General features: G+C 66.2%; 15 protein-coding genes and 1 pseudogene. 8 read left to right on the forward strand and 8 right to left on the reverse strand.

Features of this window, described 5'->3' with window-relative positions:
* Positions 1-24: 24 nt before the first annotated feature.
* Positions 25-459 (forward strand): hypothetical protein, encoded by a 435-nt coding sequence (locus GJV37_RS02680; protein WP_170859302.1) that lies wholly within the window; start codon positions 25-27, stop codon positions 457-459.
* A 6-nt stretch (positions 460-465) separates the two neighbouring features.
* Here the strand turns inward: GJV37_RS02680 and GJV37_RS02685 are convergent, their stop codons facing one another.
* Positions 466-957, reverse strand: coding sequence for an RcnB family protein (locus GJV37_RS02685; protein ID WP_024763404.1), 492 nt, complete (start codon positions 955-957; stop codon positions 466-468).
* Positions 958-1226: 269 nt separating this feature from the next.
* On the opposite strand from GJV37_RS02685, the gene GJV37_RS02690 reads away from it, so the two are divergent.
* Positions 1227-1595 carry an MbcA/ParS/Xre antitoxin family protein gene (locus GJV37_RS02690; RefSeq protein WP_024763405.1) on the forward strand — a complete coding sequence of 123 codons (369 nt, stop codon included), beginning with the start codon at positions 1227-1229 and terminating at the stop codon, positions 1593-1595.
* Positions 1596-2360, forward strand: a complete 765-nt coding sequence (locus GJV37_RS02695; RefSeq protein ID WP_065085981.1) for an RES family NAD+ phosphorylase — start codon at positions 1596-1598, stop codon at positions 2358-2360.
* Positions 2361-2805: 445 nt separating this feature from the next.
* On the opposite strand, the gene GJV37_RS02700 is transcribed toward GJV37_RS02695, so the two are convergent.
* A complete protein-coding gene (locus GJV37_RS02700) occupies positions 2806-3105 on the reverse strand; it encodes a hypothetical protein (protein WP_169889943.1) in 300 nt (99 codons plus the stop codon).
* Between the two features lie 112 nt (positions 3106-3217).
* Between GJV37_RS02700 and GJV37_RS02705 the strand changes: the two genes are divergently transcribed.
* A complete protein-coding gene (locus tag GJV37_RS02705; RefSeq protein WP_037006803.1) occupies positions 3218-4582 on the forward strand; it encodes a DNA recombination protein RmuC in 1365 nt (454 codons plus the stop codon).
* 42 nt (positions 4583-4624) lie between these two features.
* Here GJV37_RS02705 and GJV37_RS02710 read toward each other — a convergent pair whose 3' ends face one another.
* From GJV37_RS02710 to GJV37_RS02725, 4 genes are all read right to left on the reverse strand, one after another.
* Positions 4625-5971 (reverse strand): NAD(P)/FAD-dependent oxidoreductase, encoded by a 1347-nt coding sequence (locus GJV37_RS02710; protein ID WP_170859301.1) that lies wholly within the window; start codon positions 5969-5971, stop codon positions 4625-4627.
* Between the two features lie 88 nt (positions 5972-6059).
* Positions 6060-6950, reverse strand: a complete 891-nt coding sequence (locus GJV37_RS02715) for a metal-dependent hydrolase (protein WP_170859300.1) — start codon at positions 6948-6950, stop codon at positions 6060-6062.
* Positions 6951-6958: 8 nt separating this feature from the next.
* Positions 6959-8731, reverse strand: a complete 1773-nt coding sequence (locus tag GJV37_RS02720; protein WP_170859299.1) for an SDR family oxidoreductase — start codon at positions 8729-8731, stop codon at positions 6959-6961.
* Positions 8728-9612: a M24 family metallopeptidase gene (locus GJV37_RS02725; RefSeq protein WP_170859298.1), complete on the reverse strand. Its 885-nt coding sequence runs from the start codon at positions 9610-9612 to the stop codon at positions 8728-8730. The genes GJV37_RS02720 and GJV37_RS02725 overlap by 4 nt, the downstream gene beginning before the upstream one ends.
* A 270-nt stretch (positions 9613-9882) precedes the next feature.
* Here GJV37_RS02725 and GJV37_RS02730 point away from each other — a divergent pair, with 270 nt between their 5' ends.
* The gene (locus GJV37_RS02730; RefSeq protein ID WP_240158001.1) at positions 9883-10701 is read left to right on the forward strand and encodes a MerR family transcriptional regulator; all 819 of its coding nucleotides are present in this window, start codon (positions 9883-9885) and stop codon (positions 10699-10701) included.
* 4 nt (positions 10702-10705) lie between these two features.
* On the opposite strand, the gene GJV37_RS02735 is transcribed toward GJV37_RS02730, so the two are convergent.
* Entirely contained in the window at positions 10706-11614 is a 909-nt protein-coding gene (locus tag GJV37_RS02735) for a LysR family transcriptional regulator (protein WP_170859297.1), read from the reverse strand.
* An 83-nt stretch (positions 11615-11697) separates the two neighbouring features.
* On the opposite strand from GJV37_RS02735, the gene GJV37_RS02740 reads away from it, so the two are divergent.
* A complete protein-coding gene (locus GJV37_RS02740) occupies positions 11698-12156 on the forward strand; it encodes a DMT family transporter (RefSeq protein ID WP_037015841.1) in 459 nt (152 codons plus the stop codon).
* Between the two features lie 64 nt (positions 12157-12220).
* Here the strand turns inward: GJV37_RS02740 and GJV37_RS02745 are convergent, their stop codons facing one another.
* Entirely contained in the window at positions 12221-15697 is a 3477-nt protein-coding gene (locus tag GJV37_RS02745) for a PAS domain-containing hybrid sensor histidine kinase/response regulator (RefSeq protein WP_193452129.1), read from the reverse strand.
* Between the two features lie 244 nt (positions 15698-15941).
* Between GJV37_RS02745 and GJV37_RS02750 the strand changes: the two are divergent.
* Positions 15942-16528: pseudogene (locus GJV37_RS02750) on the forward strand (GNAT family N-acetyltransferase).
* A 231-nt stretch (positions 16529-16759) separates the two neighbouring features.
* Positions 16760-17611 (forward strand): helix-turn-helix transcriptional regulator, encoded by an 852-nt coding sequence (locus tag GJV37_RS02755; RefSeq protein WP_065085974.1) that lies wholly within the window; start codon positions 16760-16762, stop codon positions 17609-17611.
* Positions 17612-17711 lie beyond the last annotated feature (100 nt).

A 17711-nucleotide genomic window follows, 5' to 3' on the forward strand; every position in this document is an offset into this window, starting at 1 on the left:
TTCCCGGTACAAAGGACATCCGGCATGAGCCTTTCGATTACCTCGGCGAACCAGGCTTTCGCCAGTCAGCTACGCGTTGCCACCACCACCACCACGGGTACGCAGGCCGACAGCGCCAATGAAAGCTCCGGCAGCCCGCGTCTGCAGGCCGGCGGAGCGGCGCAAAGCGAGAAGAGCAGCAGCTCCGCCAGTTCCGGCAAGGCCAGCACCACCGTTGAGCAATTGCAGAAGCGCCTGAAGGAATTGCAGAAGCAGTTGCAGCAGGAGCAGCGGGAGCTGGCCGACGCACAGAAGCGTCACTATTCCTCGGATGCCGAGCGCACCGCGGCGCTGATGGCCGTGCAGAGCCGCATCGCCAGTACCAGTGCGGCCATGCAGCAGACCGCCGCCGCGTTGGCCGAGGCGATCCGCAGGGCTGGTGGCAGTGGCGCCGGCTCGATGCTCAGCGCCAGCGCCTGACGTGGATCAATAGCCGGCCAGGATGTTGACGATCAACCCGCTGGCGATGGTCACCAGGATGTAGTCGCCGTTGACGTACAGCCAGCGATGGTCGCGCGGCGGTGCGTACAGGTGGCGCGCTTGCCAGTCGGTGACCCAATAACGGTCGCCGCGATAGTTCGGTTCCACGATCACGCCGCGGCGCCAGTCGCGGTGGGGCACGGGCATGCCGGCCTGAGGGCGGTAGTCCGGGTTCCTGTAGTAACGCGGATCCGCGTGGCCATTGCGCCCTTGGTTGTAGTTGCCGTGAGGCTGCTGTTGCTGTTGGGACCGCTGTTGATAGTGCTGTTGCTGGTCAGGTCGTTGCTGTTGCTGCTGGGGCGGCCGCTGCTGTTGTTGCGGCGGTCGATTATCCGGATGGTTCGGACCATAGTCCGGGCCGCCCCCCGGCTGGGCGAAACTCGCCAGCGGGCTGCCGAGCATCAGGGCGGCACAGAACAGGGCGACAGACTTCTTCATGGTGTTTCTCCTGGCGCAGCCGGCGTTGCCGGTGCGTGGCTCCTGCTTTCATCTCCCGGACGATCCGGGTACTTCATGAGAGCGCGTCGTCGGGTCAATAAATGCCAAGCCTAAGTAAATGTTCGGTAAAGAAATTCTCTGCTTTGTCAGCGCTTTGATACGGGGCTGCTGGGGGAAGGCGGCAGGTGACTTTTCCAGCACTGCAGTCTTTGTGTGGTTACAGCATTTGGTGATATGTTTGCAGCAAATGCACTTGTTGGAGCTTTGCCATGAGCGCACTGCTGAAGGAAAACCCGGCTGCCGATACCGTCCTCGCGAAGGCGGTGTTGACTGCCCGCGAGCACCTGGCGATGACACAGCAGGAGCTGGCTGCGATTGTCGGCGTGGACCGCAGCGCGGTGAGCCGCTGGAAGCAGAATGGCCTGCGCGTGGACAGCAAGACCGGCGAGCTGGCGTTGCTGCTGGTGCGCATCTACCGCGCGCTGTTCGCTCTGTTCGGCGGTAATCATGAGGACATGCGCCACTTCCTGCGCACCGAGAACCGCCACTTGGGTGGTGTGCCGCTGCAGTTGATGGAGCGGGTGCAGGGGCTGGTCGCAGTGGTCGAGTACCTGGACGCCATCCGGGGCAAGGTCTAAATGTCCTTCGAAGCCGGCGCTCGTCTATGGGCGAAGTATGAGGACTCGGTTGTCGCGCCCATCCGTGGGCGCCTGGTGCGACTGGTGGAGAGCCAGGGCCAGGTGGCGACGTTGCAACTGGTGGACACGCTGGAAGAGCAGGCACTGCTGGAGGAGTTGCTGGAAACCAGCAAACCGCGCATGCCGTCCAGCGCCGAGCCACTGCATTACCTGCTGAAGACACCGTTCCGCTACCCGCCGCTGCGCTGGGGCTCGCGCTTTGGTCGGCGCCATGAGCCGAGCCTGTTCTACGGCGCGCTCAAGCTGGAAACGGCGATGGCGGAATCGGCGTTCTACCGCTTCGTGCTGTGGGAGGGGATGGCCACGCCGCCGCCCAGTGGACGGATCCTCTCCGAGCACGCTTCCTTCGAGGCGCGCTTCCAGGTGCAGAAGGGCGTGCGGCTGCACCTGCCGCCGTTCCGCGAGCACGCGGCCCTGCTCGATCCACAGGATTACAGCGTGACGCAGGGGATGGGCAGTGCGATGCGCGATGCAGGGGTGGAGGCTTTCGAATATCGTTCGGCGCGTTGTCCGCAGGGGGGCATCAATGTGGCGTTGTTCGTGCCCTCGGCCTTTACCGAGAAGCGCCCGCGCAACCTGATGCCCTGGCTTTGCGAGACGACTTCGGAGTACGTCGCCTTCAAGCATGCCCAGGTGCCCGATAGCCCTCGCATTTACCGGCGTGAACAGTACCTGGTGGACGGCAGGCTACCCCATCCTGCCTGACCGTTCATCGTTTCGCCGCTTACGCGTCATGTTGTGCGGTGTATGTTGCGGGATGGCCAAGCAGGGAGTGCCAGACCATGGATATACGGATAGCTGTCCATCCCAGCGATGATCGTCGCTGGCGTGTGTACCTCAACCAATTCTTTTATGACTGCAAGAGCCGCAGTTCGGCCGAGCGTATTTATGCGCGGGTCTGCGCCGCGGAGCAGTTGGCAATTCAGCTTCCCGAACCACCTCGCATTGTCCGGCCGCAGCGTGTGTCACGGCGCGAGGCTCAGATCGCCTGAAGTTTGCCGGGCATCGGCGTCGGAAAACGGATCTTCCGCCCCGTGCATTGCCCGGTAGCAAGCACTGCTTGCCTGAGAACACTTCTTATCCACTGCCCTGAAACGGGGCGGTCGGCTGCTGCGTGGCGCGCACTTGTGCACAATGCTGACGCACTCTGTCAAGCCCCCGAAACATTGCACTTGGCCACCCTGTGAATTTCCTTGCGTTTTTTAACTTGTTGAAAAATAAAGAGAATTTTGATTGGTGAAAAAATCACCAATCTGTCACACGGCCCCAGTTCACTGGGGGTATGGGTGGTTTTCAGCAAGTTCTCCACCGAGTTATCCACAGCTTCTGTGGATTGTCCCGAGCGCTTGCTCAGGAGCCTTGTGCCAGGGCCTTTACGGCGGACGAGGCCGCTCCCGGCGAGCGGCTGGTAGACTGGCGCGATCCTTTGCCACACCTCGGAGTCCTGCATGCCCCTCGATCTGTCCGCCCTGTTGATCGGTGCGCTCGCCGGATTGCTGCCCATGGCTGCACTTGCCTGGCGTCTGCAAGCGCGAAGGGTGGAGGTGGAGCAGGAGGCGACCCTGCTGCGCGAGCGGCTGGCGACGGCGCAACTGGCGCAGGACGGGCTGTCCGCGCGGGCTGAGGCGGATCGCGATGCTTTCCAGCGCTTGAGTGGCCGGCACGGCGAACTCTCCGCCGAGGCGGCGGCGCTACGCCGCGAAGTTGAACTGGGCAAGGAAGAGCGGGCCCGCCTGGCTAACGCCGAGCAAGACTGGCAGGCCGAGCGCGCCGACAAGGAAACCGAGCTGCGCCGTCTTTCCGCTGAGCACGCGGCGCTCTCCGCCGAGCTGCGCGAGCAGCAGGACAATCACCAGCAGCGACTGGGCGACCTGCAATCGGCGCGAGACGATCTGCGGGCGCAATTCGCCGAGCTGGCCGGGAAAATCTTCGACGAACGCGAGCAGCGTTTTGCCGAGTCGAGCCAGCAGCGCCTGGGGCAGTTGCTCGACCCGCTCAAGGAGCGCATCCAGTCCTTCGAGAAGCGCGTGGAAGAGAGCTATCAGGCCGAGGCTCGTGAGCGTTTCTCGCTGACCAAGGAGCTGGAGCGCCTGCAGCAGTTGAACCTGCGCCTGGGCGAGGAAGCCACCAACCTGACCCGTGCCCTGAAGGGCCAGAAAACCCAAGGCAACTGGGGGGAACTGGTGCTCGAGCGCGTGCTGGAACACGCCGGCCTGGAGAAGGGTCGCGAGTATGAAACCCAGGTCAGCCTGCGCGCGCCGGATGGCGAGCGCTTCCAGCCGGACGTGCTGATCCGCCTGCCCGGCGACAAGCAGGTGGTGGTGGACGCCAAGGTCAGCCTGACGGCTTACCAGCAGTTCATTGCCGCCGAGGACGAGGTGATCCGCCAGCAGGCGCTCAAGGCCCATGTGCTGTCATTGCGCAACCATGTGAAGGGGCTGTCCGGCAAGGATTACCGACGCCTGGAAGGGCTGCACAGCCTCGACTTCGTGCTGCTGTTCATGCCGATCGAAGCGGCTTTCTCGGCGGCACTGCAGGCCGAGCCGAACCTGTTCCAGGAGGCTTTCGAACGCAACATCGTGATCGTCAGCCCGACCACCCTGCTGGCCACACTGCGGGTGATCGACAGCCTGTGGCGCCAGGAGCGGCAGAACCAGAACGCCCGCGAGATCGCCGAGCGCGCCGGGGCGCTGTACGACAAGTTCGTGCTCTTCGTGCAGGATCTGGATGAGATGGGGACCCGCCTGCAGCAGTTGGACAAGACCTATGCCGCTGCGCGCAACAAGCTCTGCGAAGGGCGCGGCAACCTGATCAGCCGCGCCGAGCAGGTAAAGCTGCTGGGGGCGCGGGCGAGCAAGAACCTGCCGACGGAGTGGCTGGAACGGGCATTGAGTGACGATGCGCCGCTGGTGGAAGAGGGCGAGTAGGGGCGCCTGGGGACGCGCCTACAAAAAACACTGGCCGCTCCGTCAGAACAGGGAGTAGGGCTTGCCCGCCGTGCCATCGGCGAAGCGCCGCAGCCGGAAGGCATGCAGATCCATTCCAGGATCACCTTTGTAAATCCACTGGCTCATCAGTTGGCCGACGATCGGCCCCATGGCGAAGCCGTGGCCGCAGAAGCCCGTGGCGATCAGCAGTCCGGGTACTTGCGCGGGCGCATCGAGCACCGGAATGCCATCGGGCAGCACGTCGATCAGTCCCGCCCAGCTTTCCACGACTTTCACATCGCGTAGTGCCGGGAAGGCTTTCGCCAGATTCTGCTGTGCCGTGAAGACACGCGCGGTGTTGGCCTTTACCTGCGGATCGCGCTCGCCGAGTACCGGGCCGTTCACGCTCCTTTCCGAACCGGGCAGGCGCTGGCGCAAGTCGTGGAACAACGCGCCGTTGAGCTTGAAGGAGAAGCCCGCGCGATGCTCCGGCAGGTGCGGCAGGTAGTGTCTGGCGCCGCGCAGGTAGTCGAGGTTCAGGTCGATGTCGGCCTGGGTTTCGTCAGCGAGGTTGATGCTGCCATCGGCGCGCTGGCGGAAGCCGATGCCGTGGCCGATGAAGCTCTGCGCGCCCACGTCCGGGCCGGGGCAGGTACGCGAAACGGTGCAACGCACGGCTTGTTGCGGCAGCTCCAGGCCGAGGCTCTGCACCAGGCGCCAACTGCTGGCGCCCGCGCAGATCAGCAGGTGACGGGTTTTCACATAGCCGCGTTCGGTCTGTACGGCGCAGACGGCGCCGGCGGCGCGGTCGATGCCGGTGACGCCGCAGCCTTCGACGAACACGGCGCCACGCTCGATGGCACGCAGCGCATAGCCGGGCGCCACGCGGCGCGGCTCGGCCTGGCCATCATTGGCGGTGTAGAGGGCGCCCAGTGCCGGGTCGCTCAGGGCCGGCATCAACTGCGCGACTTCCGCGCGGCTCAGCAGCCGGGTACCGAGGTCGAAGTTGGCGGCGACCTTCAGCCAGTCTTCGTACTTGCGCTGCTGCTCCGGCGTTTCGGCCAGGTACAGGCAGCCGCCCTGGCGCCATTCCAGCGGCAGTTGCAGCTCTTCTTCCAGGCGTTCCCACAGCGGAATCGCCGCCATCATCAGCGGCACTTCCGCCGGATCGCGTGCCTGCTGGCGGACGAAGCCCCAGGCACGGGTGGATTGCTGGCTGGCGATCCCGGCCTTGTCCAGCACCAGTACGCTAAGGCCCTGGCCGGCGAGCTGCCAGGCGGTGGCGCAGCCCATGATGCCGCTGCCGGCGATGACCACGTCCACCTGCTCCGGCAGGCGCTCCACGCGGGAGGATAGGGCGGGGTGAAGCGGATAGGTTCCCATCGGCATACGGCGGCATCCCTGAGTCGAATAACGTATGCCGCAGTATGCGATTGACGTGCGCCGCGCATCCACTGCGCGGGCGCGCCGACAGGCGCTACGAAGCGCGCGCGGCCCGGCTGGCGGCCGGCGAACGGGCCAGGTAGTCCAGCGCTTCCTGGGTGTTGGCCTCGTGGTCCGGGTGGTACCAGGGCTTGAAGTAGCGCAGGAAGCTGGTGGCCAGGGAGCTGATCTTCGGCAGCACGCCGGACTTCGAGCCATCGCGCCAGATCGCGGCGAAGGAGCGTGGTTTGGCGATGGTCGGGTCCTGCCGCGACAGGGTGCGGGTGCCGAAGGCGAACAGATAGATGATCAGCGGCCACACCACGAACATCCACAGCTGCCGACTGACGAAGGTGCCGCCTAGGTGCACGTGCAGGTCATGGGCAACGTTGCGGTGCTCCACTTCCTCGGCGCCGTGCCAGCGGAACAGGTCGAGCAGCACCGGGTCGGCCTTGGCGCGGTCCAGCGCATCGGCTTCGAGAATCCACTTGCCGAGGATGCAGGTGAAGTGCTCCACCGCGGCGACGATGGCGCAGCGCTGGCCGATCCACCAGCGCTTGAGCCAGGGTGTGCGGTTGAACAGTTCAGTGCCCAGCGGCGTGTCGCTGAGCAGTTGTTCGAACAGGTAGTCCATGACCTTCAGATAGCGTGTGGAGTCGATGCCGTGGTGACTCAGGTAGCGGTCCAAGGCACCCGAGTGGGCGCGGGCGTGCATGGCTTCCTGGCGGATGAAGCCCTGCACGTCCTCGCGCAGCCGGCCTTCCTTCACGAAGGGCAGTGCCTTGTTGTAGAGGCGGCAGAACCACAGCTCGCCCGCCGGCAGCATCATGTGGATGACGTTGATCGCGTGGGACGCTTCGGGTTCGCCGGGAATCCAGTGCAGCGGCGAATCGGTGTAGTCGAACTGCACCTTGCGTTGCACGAGCTTGTGATGATGGTCGTTCATGGCAGTTCTCAGGCAGTGAGATTGAGGCGGGCGAACAGGCGCGACAGCCAGGGCATGAAGCGCCATTGCAGGGCGCCCAGGTGCACTTCGCTGCCGACTTTCACCACCGGCTGGTTGCGTTCCACCGCGCGGGCGATGCGTTCGCCGACGGTGTCCGGGCTGAGGCGGCGCCGACGGTAGAAGCGCTGCACCTTGGCACGGTGTTTCGCCTGTTGTTCGTCATCCAGGCCGGCGAAGCGCGTGGCCTGGACGATGCCGGTATCGACGAAGCCCGGGCAGGCGGCGCTGACGCCGATGCCATTGCCCGCCAGTTCGGCGCGCAGGCATTCGCTGAGCATCAGTACCGCGGCCTTGCTGGTGGCGTAGGCCGGGTAGTTGCGTGACGGCGCGAAAGCCACGCCGGAGGCGACGTTGACCAGGTGCCCCGGCTTCCCGGCCTCGACCATCTGCTTGCCGAACAACCGGCAACCGTCGATCACGCTCCACAGGTTGATGCGCAGCAGACGCTCCCATTCCTGCGGGGTGGTTTTGAGCATCGGCCCGGCCATGCCGATGCCGGCGTTGCTGACCACCACGTCGGGCACGCCGAGGCTGCTTTTCACCCACTGGGCGAAGCGCTCCATGGCGGCGCTGTCGCCCACGTCCACGCAATAGCTGTGAGCCGTGGCGCCGACTGCGCGGGCCAGTTCGGCACTACGTTCGGCAGCGGCCGGGTCGATATCCGCGGCCAGCACGCTGGCGCCGCGTTCGGCGAAGCTCAGCAGGGTCGAGCGGCCGATACCGCCGCCCGCGCCAGTGACCACCACCAGCTTGCCGGCAAAGGGGCCGGCGCCGGGCTTCAGTGCCGCGCGCTGCAGCTCCGGCGGGGCTTCGCCGCCCTCGATATGGCTGACGAATTCGTCGATCCACTTGCCCAGTCGGACCGGTTCGGCGAGCAGTTGCCAGTGTCCAGCAGTGACATCGCGGCGCCACAGGCGCGGCGCCCACAGCGAGAGCTGCTGGAAGAGTTGCTGGCCGACGTAGAGGTCGCGGGTGGGCACGATGAGTTGCACCGGCACCTCGGTGTGGCGCTTGCGCGGCTTGAAGATCGAGGTGATGAAGTTGGCCCGGTAGAGCTTCACGCCGTGCTCGCCATCGCTGGCCTGGTGCGGGTTGCGCACCGGGTTGCGGATGCCTTCGACCTTGCGCAGGTACAGCGGCCACGCCTTCGCCGCGCCGAACCGCCAGGACAGCGACGGCAGCAGCGGCAGGTGGAAGTAGTAGATGTACCAGGAATGCAGCAGCTGGCTGGCCATCTGCAGCAGCGCGCGCGGCGTCTTGCGGCGCAGACGGTCGCGCATCCAGAAACCGACGTGGTCCAGGCAGGGGCCGGAGACACTGGTATAGGAGGTGATGCGGGCGCGCAATTGTGGATCGGTGACGCTTTCCCAGGTCTGGATCGAGCCCCAGTCATGCGCCACCAGATGCACCGCGCGCTGCGGGCTGACGGCATCGAGCACGGCCTTGAGGTCCTGGCTGAGCAGTTCCAGGCGGTAGTCGCGGGTCTTGCGCGGCTTGTCCGATTCGCCGGCGCCGCGCACGTCGTACGCTACCAGTTGGAAGCGCCCCGAGAGATGGCGGATCAGCGGCAGCCAGGTTTCGTGGTTGTCCGGATAGCCGTGGACGAACAGCACCATCGGCAGGTGCGCCTCGCCCCAGCGCCAGACGGCCAGGCGTACGTTGCCGGACTGCACGTCCAGCCGTTCCGGCGCCGGCAGGGTCTTCTCCAGCATGGCGTTCATGCCACCTCCCGCCGCGCCGGGGCGCTGATCAGGCCGCGCTCGGTCCAGCGGCGCACGTGGGGCAGGTCGTCGTCCAGCCAGTAGGCATCGTCCTCGGTGACCACCAGCAACTCCTCGAACTTGGCGCCCACGCCACGCAGGCCCAGGTGCGGTTCGACGGCCCAGAGGCCGGGCGTGGGCGCATGTTGCGAACGATCATTGCTCGACCACAGCGGCGACCAGCCCTCGCGGCGGCCGGTGATCAGGGCGTTCTTCATCAGCGTGGCGATGTTGCGCACGCCAAAGCGCGCGACCGACGGGCCGGTGGTGCGTGCGCCGAGTTTTTCCACGCGGTGCGCCAGCACTTCGAAGGGATAGGCCTTGTGCCGCGGTAGGGTGCCTTGGCGGTGGCAGAGACGGTCCACCGATTGGCTGACATGGGCCAGCGGCAGGCGTTGGCGCACTTGTTCGACGATCAGGTTGCGGTGCGCCAGCAGATCGTCCATCAGGCGCTCCACCAGCAGGTTGTGGCCCAGTGCGCCGGAGTAGCCGACGTCGGCGGTGTAGGCGCCCAGGGTCGGTGCGCAGTCGAGGATGAAGGGCATGCCTTCCTCCAGGCGCTGCTTGCCGGGGTAGAAGGCCAGGTTGAAGCCGCCCAGGTGGCGCAGGCCGTCGAAGCCCTTGAAGGAGGTGCGGCTGCCGAACCAGGCGAAGGGCTGGTGGAACCAGTCGCGCACGCCGTGATCGAGCAGCCAGGTCTTCATCAGCGCGGCGGTCTCGCGCTCGCTGATGCCCGGGCGCAGTTCGCCGGCAATGGTTTCGCAGCAGCGGTAGGCCAGTTGCTGAATCTCGCGGAAGTGCCGCAGGTCTTCGGGGGTGGGCATCCAGGCGCCTTGGGACATGACTTTCTCCAGGCTGGTTGTTGTTATCGTTACATCGGGCGATGTCACGATCGATGCTGACCCATCGGTTGCCATTGCGCCATGCGTGCGTCGCGGGCCTGGAGTGTTACCGGAGCGGAGAGCCGCTGGCGGCGCGGGTTGTGGGCGGGAGCGGGGAATCCGGTGGGTGCAGTTCCCGTCTTTGGTTGGGCCTCGGGGATGCGAAGGGGATCACCGAAGGATTAATCCTTCCGATTGTTCCGTGGGCATGTCGATGGCTATCATCCGGCCATGAGCACACCCCTGAACCTCCTGCAGCGCCTGCTGCAGCGCCCGGACGACGCGCCTTCCGCACTGGAAGACGAGCGCGAGTATTCCGTGGATGAACTGGCCCGCGAGGGCGGCACCACGGTACGCAACCTGCGCGCCTACCAGGACCGCGGCCTGCTGCCGCCGCCCGAGCGCCGGGGCCGCGCCGGGGTGTATTTCGCCAGCCACCTGCGCCGCCTGCGGCTGATCAATCGACTGCTGGAGCGCGGCTACAACATCGCCAATATCAAGGAGCTGCTGCAGAGCTGGGAAAGCGGCCATGACCTGGACCATGTGCTCGGCCTCGACGAAGCCATCGTCGGGCCATGGAACCTGGAGTCGCCCGGCAGCATCGAGTTCAGCGACCTGCAGGCGTTGTTTGGCGATGAGCTGAACGACGCCGTGATCGACCAGGCGCTGGCGCAAGGGCTGCTCGCTTTCGATGGGGAGCGCATCAGCATTCCCAGTCCGCGTCTGTTCAATGCCGGTGTCGAACTCTATCGTGCGGGTATTCCGCTGGCGTCGTTGCTGGATCATCTGGCCGTGCTGCGAACCGACACCGAACACCTGGCCGCTGGCATCGTGCGCCTGGTGGTGACCCATCTGGTGGACAAGCCCGGTGCCGACCTGCTGCCCGGCGCAGCTGATCTGGAGCGCCTTGCCGAAGTCTTCCAGCGCCTGCGTCCCGTGGCCGAACAGGTGGTGCTGGTGGAGCTGGCGCGAGGCCTGAAGCGCTCGGCCAACGAGATGCTCGGCGAGCGCGTCGGGGAAATCCTCCGTCGCCTGGAAACCCCGGAATAGGCGGTCAGCTGGCTGCCTGGGCCAGCTTGCCACGCAGCCAGCGCCGCGCCGGGTCGTCCTCGCTGGCCTCCGACCAGATCTGCACGAAATCGAACGGTGCCAGTTTCAGCGGCGGCTCGAAGCTGGCCAGGCCGTGGCTTTCGAGATCGTCCGGAAGCATCCGCGCGGCGATCGTCAGCAGCAGGTCGGTGCCTGCCAACAGGCTGGGCGCCACGCTGAAATGCGGCACGGTGGAGGCCACCTGACGGCGCCGGCCGAGTTTTTCCAGATGGCTGTCGATCTCTTCCGCTGGGCTCTGCTGCAGGGCGACCCGCAGGTGCGGGGCGGCGAGGTAGTCTTCCAGGTCCAGGCGCTTGCGGCCGCCCAGGGTTTCGCGCGAGCACAGGCAGACAAAGCGTTCCTCGAACAGGCGTTGCACGCGCAGCCCTTCCGGCAGCATCGGGAAGACCCCGAGGGCGCCATCCAGCTCGCCACTCGCCACCTGCTCGGCCATGCCCCCGCGCGAGTCCTGGCGGACGTCCAGGTGAATGCCCGGCGCCTCGCGGCGCAGGACCGGCAGCAGCCTCGGCAACACCACCCAGGCGCCGTAGTCGGACATGCCCAGGCGCAGCTCCAGCTCGGCGTTGGCCGGATCGAAGTCGTCGCCCAGTACCAGCCGACGGACGCCACCGAGGATTTCCCGCAGCGGGCCGGCCAGCTCGAAGGCGCGGCGGGTCAGCTGCATCTGGTTGCCAGAGCGCACCAACAGCGGGTCATCCAGCAGGTCGCGCAGGCGGTTCAGCGCGTGGCTCACCGCCGGCTGGGTCATGGCCAGCCGCTCGGCGGCGCGGGAGACATGGCGCTCTTCCAGCAGGGCGTCGAGGATCACCAGCAGGTTGAGATCGATGCGGCGCAAGTCATGAATCGAGTGCATTCAGGTTGTACCAATCATTCATTTCCATGCGCTGGATGGATAGCAGAAGCTGAGCCCCATCGACAAGCCATGGAGAATCTTCGATGTCGAAACTGCTTCTGTTATTGCCTGCCATCGCTGTGGGCGCGCTGGTTGCCTTGCAGGCGGGCAGCAACTCGCTGCTGGGGCGCCAATTGGGGCATCCGCTGAGTGCCAGCCTGACCTCGCTGGGTGTCAGCCTGGCGGCGGTGATCATTGCGCTGCTGGCGTTCCGCGTACCGCTCCCCGCTGCCGCAGGAATTGCCGCCACGCCCTGGTGGGGCTGGCTGGGTGGGCTGTTCGGTGCAGCGTACCTGACGGTGGCCGTGATGCTGGCGCCGCAGTTGGGCGCGGCAACGTTCCTCGCCTGCGTAGTGGCGGGGCAGATGCTGATGTCGGCGTTGTGCGATCAGTTCGGCTGGGCGGGTTTTTCAGTGCGGCGGTTGTCGCCCGAAGGTTATCTGGCCATCGGGCTGATCATTGCCGGGGTGGTGGTTTTGCAGTGGCGGGGGAGGGTGGCGTGAAGTATCGCTGGCTGCTGGTTTTGGGTGGGTTCGCGACGCCGCTGCCAAGGCGCGGCTAGACGAATTATCTCAGGCTCAGATGCCGACTCAACAATGCCCGTAGCGCTGCCGGCTTCACCGGCTTGGGCAGGAAGTCCAGCCCGGCCGCATGGATCTGCGCCACCAGTTCGGGGCGGGCGTCCGCGCTGATTACCACGCCTGGCACCGGCTCGCCCAGGCGGGTGCGCAGCCAGGCCATGAGGTCGGTGCCGAGTTCGCCGTCGTCCAGGTGGTAGTCGATCAGGGCCAGTTGCGGGCGTGCATCGCCGTCCAGCAGCGCCTGGCATTCCTCGCGGCTGCGTGCGGTGAGCACGCGGCAGCCCCAGCGGGTCAGCAGGCTGTTCATGCCGGTGAGGATGCTGTCTTCGTTATCCACGCAGAGCACCTGCGCGCCGTTGAGCTGTTCCGGGGTTTCCACCTTGTGCCCGTTGAGCGGCGCCGGGGCTGGCTGGCGGGCGAGCGGCACGCTGACGCTGAACACGCTGCCCTTGCCCGGCCAGGAACGCACTTCCAGGCGGTGGCCGAGGACCTTGCACAGACGGTCGGCGATGGCCAGGCCCAGCCCCAGGCCCTTTTCGGCGCGGGTCTGGTGGCTGTCCAGGCGTTTGAATTCCTCGAAGATCACCTGCAGCTTGTCCGGCGGGATGCCTGGACCGTGGTCCCAGACTTCGAGCCGCAGGTGCCCGGCCTCGCGGCGCACGCCCAGCAGCACGTGGCCCTTGGCATAGCGGAAGGCATTGGTGAGGAAGTTCTGCAGCACGCGGCGCAGCAGTTTGATGTCGCTTTCCACGCGCAGCTTGCTGCCGCGCACGTGGAAGTCGATGCCGTGCTCCTGGGCCAGTACGCGGAATTCCACGCCGAGGGTGTCGTACAGGTTGCTCAGCGGGAAGGCTGCGACGTCGGCGCTGACGCGGCCACCCTCAAGACGCGAGATGTCCAGCAGGTCGGTGATCAGGTCTTCCGCCGAACGCAATGAGGAGTCCAGGTGGCGCACCAGTTCGGTGGCCTCTTCGGGCAGTTTGTCCTGGTGGGCGAGGGCGGCGGAGAACAGCCGCGCGGCGTTCAGCGGCTGCATCAGGTCGTGGCTGACCGCAGCGAGGAAGCGCGACTTCGACTGGTTCGCCGCCTCGGCCGTGCCCTTGGCCTCGGTGAGTGCCTGGTTGAGCTGCGACAGCTCGAAGGTGCGCTCCTGCACACGCTGTTCCAGGCTCTCGTTGGCGTCCTTCAGGCCTTGCTCGGCGTCGCGGTAGTTGGTGATGTCGGTAAAGCTCATGACGAAGCCGCCGCCGGGCATCGGGTTGCCGATCAGCTCGATGACGCGGCCGTTAGGGAACAGCCGCTCGGAGGTGTGCGGCGTGCCCTGGCGCATCCAGTACAGTCGCTTGGCGACGTGCAGGTCCGGGTCGCCCGGTCCGCACAGGCCACGTTCGGCGTTGTAGCGGATGATGTCGGCGATGGGCCGGCCGACGTAGATCAGCCCCTCCGGATACTTGAACAGCTCGATGTAGCGGTGGTTCCAGGCCACCAGGCGCAGCGACTGGTCGACCACGCTGATGCCCTGGGTGATGTTCTCGATGGCGCCCTGCAGCAGTGCGCGGTTGAACTGCAGGACCTCGGAGGCTTCGTCGGCGATCTTCACCACGTCCTCCACCTGCATCTCGCGGCCTTCGATGGCGGCCTTCACCACGGCGCGCGCGGAGGAGGCGCCGAGCACGCCGGCGAGCAGGCGTTCGGTGTGGGCGATCCATTCGTCGTTGGCGTTCTGGCTGGGCGTGAAGCCCTTGCCCTGGCGGTAGGCGAAGCGGATGAAGCTCTGCCGCGCGCGCTCCTCGCCGACGAAGCGCGCGGCGAGCATCAGCAGGTCTTCCAGCTGCACCGCGAGCATCGAACGCGAGCTGAGCTTCTGCGAGATTTCCTGGCCGATGAAGCGGCTGGCCTGCCAGTGTTCCGACACGCGGGTGCGCGAGAACACCGAGACCAGCCCGAACAGCGCGAAGTTGCCGATCAGCGAAAGCAGCACGCCCAGGGTCAGCGGCTCGATGGACAGGCCGAACGGGCGGCCGGCTAGCCAGGCCAGGCCGGGGAAGGTTTCCAGCGGCCAGCCCAGGCCCTTGGCGACCACCGGCAGCACCAGGGTGTACGCCCAGAGGAACGAGCCGGCGGCCAGCCCGGCAAACACTCCACGACGGTTGGCCTGCTTCCAGTACAACGCGCCGATCATCGCCGGGCCGAGCTGGGCGATGGCGGCGAAGGCGATCTGGCCGATGGTGGCCAGGCTCGCGGTGGAGCCCAGCAGCCGGTAGCTGACGTAGGCCAGCAGGAGGATCAGCGCGATGCTCACCCGGCGCACGGTCAGCAGCCAGTGGCGGAACACCTCGAAGGGCTGCTCGGCTTCGCCCTTGCGACGCAGCAGCCAGGGCAGCAGCATGTCGTTGGAGACCATGGTGGACAGCGCCACGCTGGCGACGATGACCATGCCGGTGGCCGCCGAGGCGCCACCGATGAAGGCCAGCAGTGCCAGTGCGGGATGGGCCTCGGCCAGCGGCAGGCTGATCACGAAGGAGTCCGGCATCACGCCCGCCGGCAGGTGCATCTGCCCGGCCAGGGCGATCGGCACCACGAACAGTGCGGCCAGCACCAGGTAGATCGGGAACACCCAGCGCGCCAGGTTCAGGTCGCGCGGCTCGATGTTCTCCACCACCAGCACGTGGAACTGGCGTGGCAGGCACATGATGGCGGTCATCGCCACGCCGGTCTGCAGCAGCATGGCTGGCCAGTGCACGGTCTCCTTCCAGTATTCGTTGAGCTGCGGGGCGACGCGGGCCTTGTCCAGCAGGTCGCCGAAGCCGTCATAGAGGCCGTAAGTGACGAAGATGCCGACGGCGAGGAAGGCGGTCAGCTTGACCAGGGATTCGAAGGCGATGGCCAGCACCATGCCGCGGTGGTGCTCGGTGACATCCAGGTTGCGGGTACCGAAGACGATGGTGAACAAGGCGAGAATCAGCGACACGATCAGCGCCGTGTCCTGGGCGCGGATGCCGCCCGAATCGGGGCCGGCGCCGATCAGCAGGTTCACCCCGAGGACTATGCCCTTGAGCTGCAGGGCGATGTAGGGCAGCACGCAGACCACACAGATCAGCGCCACCACCACTGCCAGCGCCTGGGACTTGCCGTAGCGCGCGGCGATGAAGTCGGCGATGGAGGTGATGTTCTCCTGCTTGCTGATCATGATCATCTTCTGCAGCACCCAGGGCGCGAAGAGCATCAGCAGCACGGGGCCGACATAGATCGGCAGGAATGACCACAACTGGTCGGCAGCCTGGCCGACGGCGCCGAAGAAGGTCCAGCTGGTGCAATACACAGCCAGCGAGAGGCTGTAGACCCAGGCGCGGACGCGCGGCGAAAGAGGGGCGCGACGGCGGTCGCCATAGAACGCGATGGCGAACAGGACCGCCATGTAGAGCAGGGCGACCGTTGCGATCAACCCACTGGACAACGACATGCTGACTCCGGAAATGAACTGGCTCCCCCGCAGGAGCGCTGGCAGCAGTTTCGCACCAAAGTCCGGAACTGTCAGACGCCTGCTACCAATGTCTCAGTGGCGCCGTGTCGCGCCTCACACTTGAGGGCGGCGCGCCGGACTGATAGCTTGCCGGCCTTTTCGCGGTCCGTCTGTCGTGCGCCTGCCGGCGCGCGGCACTTCATCGGGCCGCTACGCTCTGATGTGAGCGATGATTCTGCGTCGTGTGTCGAGGAGGGCGCCATGTTCAGACCGTTACCCATCACCTTGCAGCGCGGGGCCCTGCGCCTGGAGCCCATGGTGGAGGCCGACGTACCGGACCTGGTGACGCTGGCGGAGCAGAACCGCGAGGTCCTGCAGTTCATGAGCGCGCCTGGACGCCCGGACTGGTACCGCCAGGGGCTGGCCGACCAGCGCGAGGGCCGCGCCCTGCCGCTGGTGGTGCGCCTGGGCAACCAGATCGTCGGCACCACGCGCTTCATGGACTTCCTCCCGGCGCTGCCGGCCTGCGAGATCGGCGCCACCTGGCTGGACCAGGCCCAGCACGGTAGCGGCCTCAACGCCACCATGAAGTACCTGATGCTGCGCCATGCCTTCGACAGCTGGAAGATGGTCCGCGTGCAGTTCAAGACCGCCGCCAGCAATGAGCGCTCCCAGCGCGCCATCGAGAAGCTCGGCGCGGTGCGCGAGGGTGTGTTGCGCAACCATCGGCGCCTGGCTGGCGGGCGGCTCGACGACACCATTCTGTACAGCATCACCGACCAGGAATGGCCACAGGTGAAGGCCGCGCTGGAAGCCGGTTTCGTCGGCTGAGTGATACTCTGCACCGCTTGCCCCCTCACCCTAACCCTCTCCCCAAGGGAGAGGGGACTGTTCGGCGCAGGAGGAAACTATTGTGTCAGCCGGCGCAGACGGCTCCCTCTCCCTCTGAGCGGGGCGCGTAGCCAGGGCTGGGGTGAGGGACAGCCCGGACGCCATTTTCCAGTAATGGCTGATATGCCGGCAGGGCACGGCATACAAAGAGTCCCTTGACGGGAGTGGTACATGGCAGAAGACCACGCAAGCGGCGAACGCACCCGCTTCTGGCGCGCCCAGGAACTGGGCGGCGTCGAGCTGCTGCACGCACGCTACATCGAGCAGGTGTTCTCGCCCCACGTCCATGAAGGCTTCGCCTTCGTCATGATCGAGCAGGGGGCGCAGCGCTTTCACCATCGCGGTGCCGAGCACTTCGCTCCGGCCGGCAGCGTAGTGCTGATCAACCCCGACGAGGTCCACACCGGCTCCAAGGCTGACGAGGCCGGCTGGCGCTACCGTGGTTTCTATCCGGAGCTGGCGCAGGTTTCCGGCGTGCTGGAGGAGCTGGAGCTGGGCAAGGGCGGCACGCCGTCTTTCGCTGCCAGCGTGGTGAATGATCCGGAACTGGTGCAGGCGCTGTTCGCCGCGCACCGGCTGGCGGATTCCGACGCTACTGTGCTGCAGCGCCAGACCTGCTGGCGCGAGGCGCTGCTGTTGCTGTTCCAGCGCCACGGGCGGATTCCCGAGGCGCAGCCCGCGGGCAATGAACCGGTGGCGGTGGCGCGGGCCCGCGAGCTGCTTGGCTCGCGCTTGCTGGAGCCGCCGTCGCTGGAGGAACTGGCCGCCGCCGTCGGGCTTTCTCCGTTCCACTTTGCCCGCGTGTTCCGCAAGGCCACTGGCCTGCCACCCCATGCCTGGCTCAAGCAGCGTCGGCTGGAACAGGCGAGGGCGCTGCTCAAGCAGGGCTGCATGCCGGTGAACGTGGCCATGCAACTGGGCTTCGCCGACCAAAGCCATCTCAGCCGGCAGTTCAAGCAGGCCTATGGGGTCGGCCCTGGCGAGTATCGCCAGGCCTGCGCGCGGTCGCTCCGCCAGGCCTGACGTTTCTGCCGTATTCCCCTGAAGAACCTTGCCCTTGATGGGGTGCCGGCTTTTTTATCGACACGCCATTGAGCGATCGTTCGATACGACGGAAAGAGAA

The sequence above is a fragment of the Pseudomonas nitroreducens genome, from assembly GCF_010994165.1.
GTDB lineage: Bacteria > Pseudomonadota > Gammaproteobacteria > Pseudomonadales > Pseudomonadaceae > Pseudomonas > Pseudomonas nitroreducens.

Excerpts from the sequence above, each read along its gene's own strand:
- GJV37_RS02680 (WP_170859302.1), top strand. The coding sequence starts at position 25 with ATGAGCCTTTCGATTACCTCGGCGAACCAGGCTTTCGCCAGTCAGCTA.
- GJV37_RS02740 (WP_037015841.1), top strand. The coding sequence starts at position 11,698 with ATGTCGAAACTGCTTCTGTTATTGCCTGCCATCGCTGTGGGCGCGCTG.
- GJV37_RS02685 (WP_024763404.1), bottom strand. The coding sequence starts at position 957 with ATGAAGAAGTCTGTCGCCCTGTTCTGTGCCGCCCTGATGCTCGGCAGC.
- GJV37_RS02745 (WP_193452129.1), bottom strand. The coding sequence starts at position 15,697 with ATGTCGTTGTCCAGTGGGTTGATCGCAACGGTCGCCCTGCTCTACATG.
- GJV37_RS02695 (WP_065085981.1), top strand. The coding sequence starts at position 1,596 with ATGTCCTTCGAAGCCGGCGCTCGTCTATGGGCGAAGTATGAGGACTCG.
- GJV37_RS02715 (WP_170859300.1), bottom strand. The coding sequence starts at position 6,950 with ATGAACGACCATCATCACAAGCTCGTGCAACGCAAGGTGCAGTTCGAC.
- GJV37_RS02690 (WP_024763405.1), top strand. The coding sequence starts at position 1,227 with ATGAGCGCACTGCTGAAGGAAAACCCGGCTGCCGATACCGTCCTCGCG.
- GJV37_RS02735 (WP_170859297.1), bottom strand. The coding sequence starts at position 11,614 with ATGCACTCGATTCATGACTTGCGCCGCATCGATCTCAACCTGCTGGTG.
- GJV37_RS02730 (WP_240158001.1), top strand. The coding sequence starts at position 9,883 with ATGAGCACACCCCTGAACCTCCTGCAGCGCCTGCTGCAGCGCCCGGAC.
- GJV37_RS02725 (WP_170859298.1), bottom strand. The coding sequence starts at position 9,612 with ATGTCCCAAGGCGCCTGGATGCCCACCCCCGAAGACCTGCGGCACTTC.
- GJV37_RS02720 (WP_170859299.1), bottom strand. The coding sequence starts at position 8,731 with ATGAACGCCATGCTGGAGAAGACCCTGCCGGCGCCGGAACGGCTGGAC.
- GJV37_RS02755 (WP_065085974.1), top strand. The coding sequence starts at position 16,760 with ATGGCAGAAGACCACGCAAGCGGCGAACGCACCCGCTTCTGGCGCGCC.
- GJV37_RS02710 (WP_170859301.1), bottom strand. The coding sequence starts at position 5,971 with ATGCCGATGGGAACCTATCCGCTTCACCCCGCCCTATCCTCCCGCGTG.
- GJV37_RS02700 (WP_169889943.1), bottom strand. The coding sequence starts at position 3,105 with ATGCAGGACTCCGAGGTGTGGCAAAGGATCGCGCCAGTCTACCAGCCG.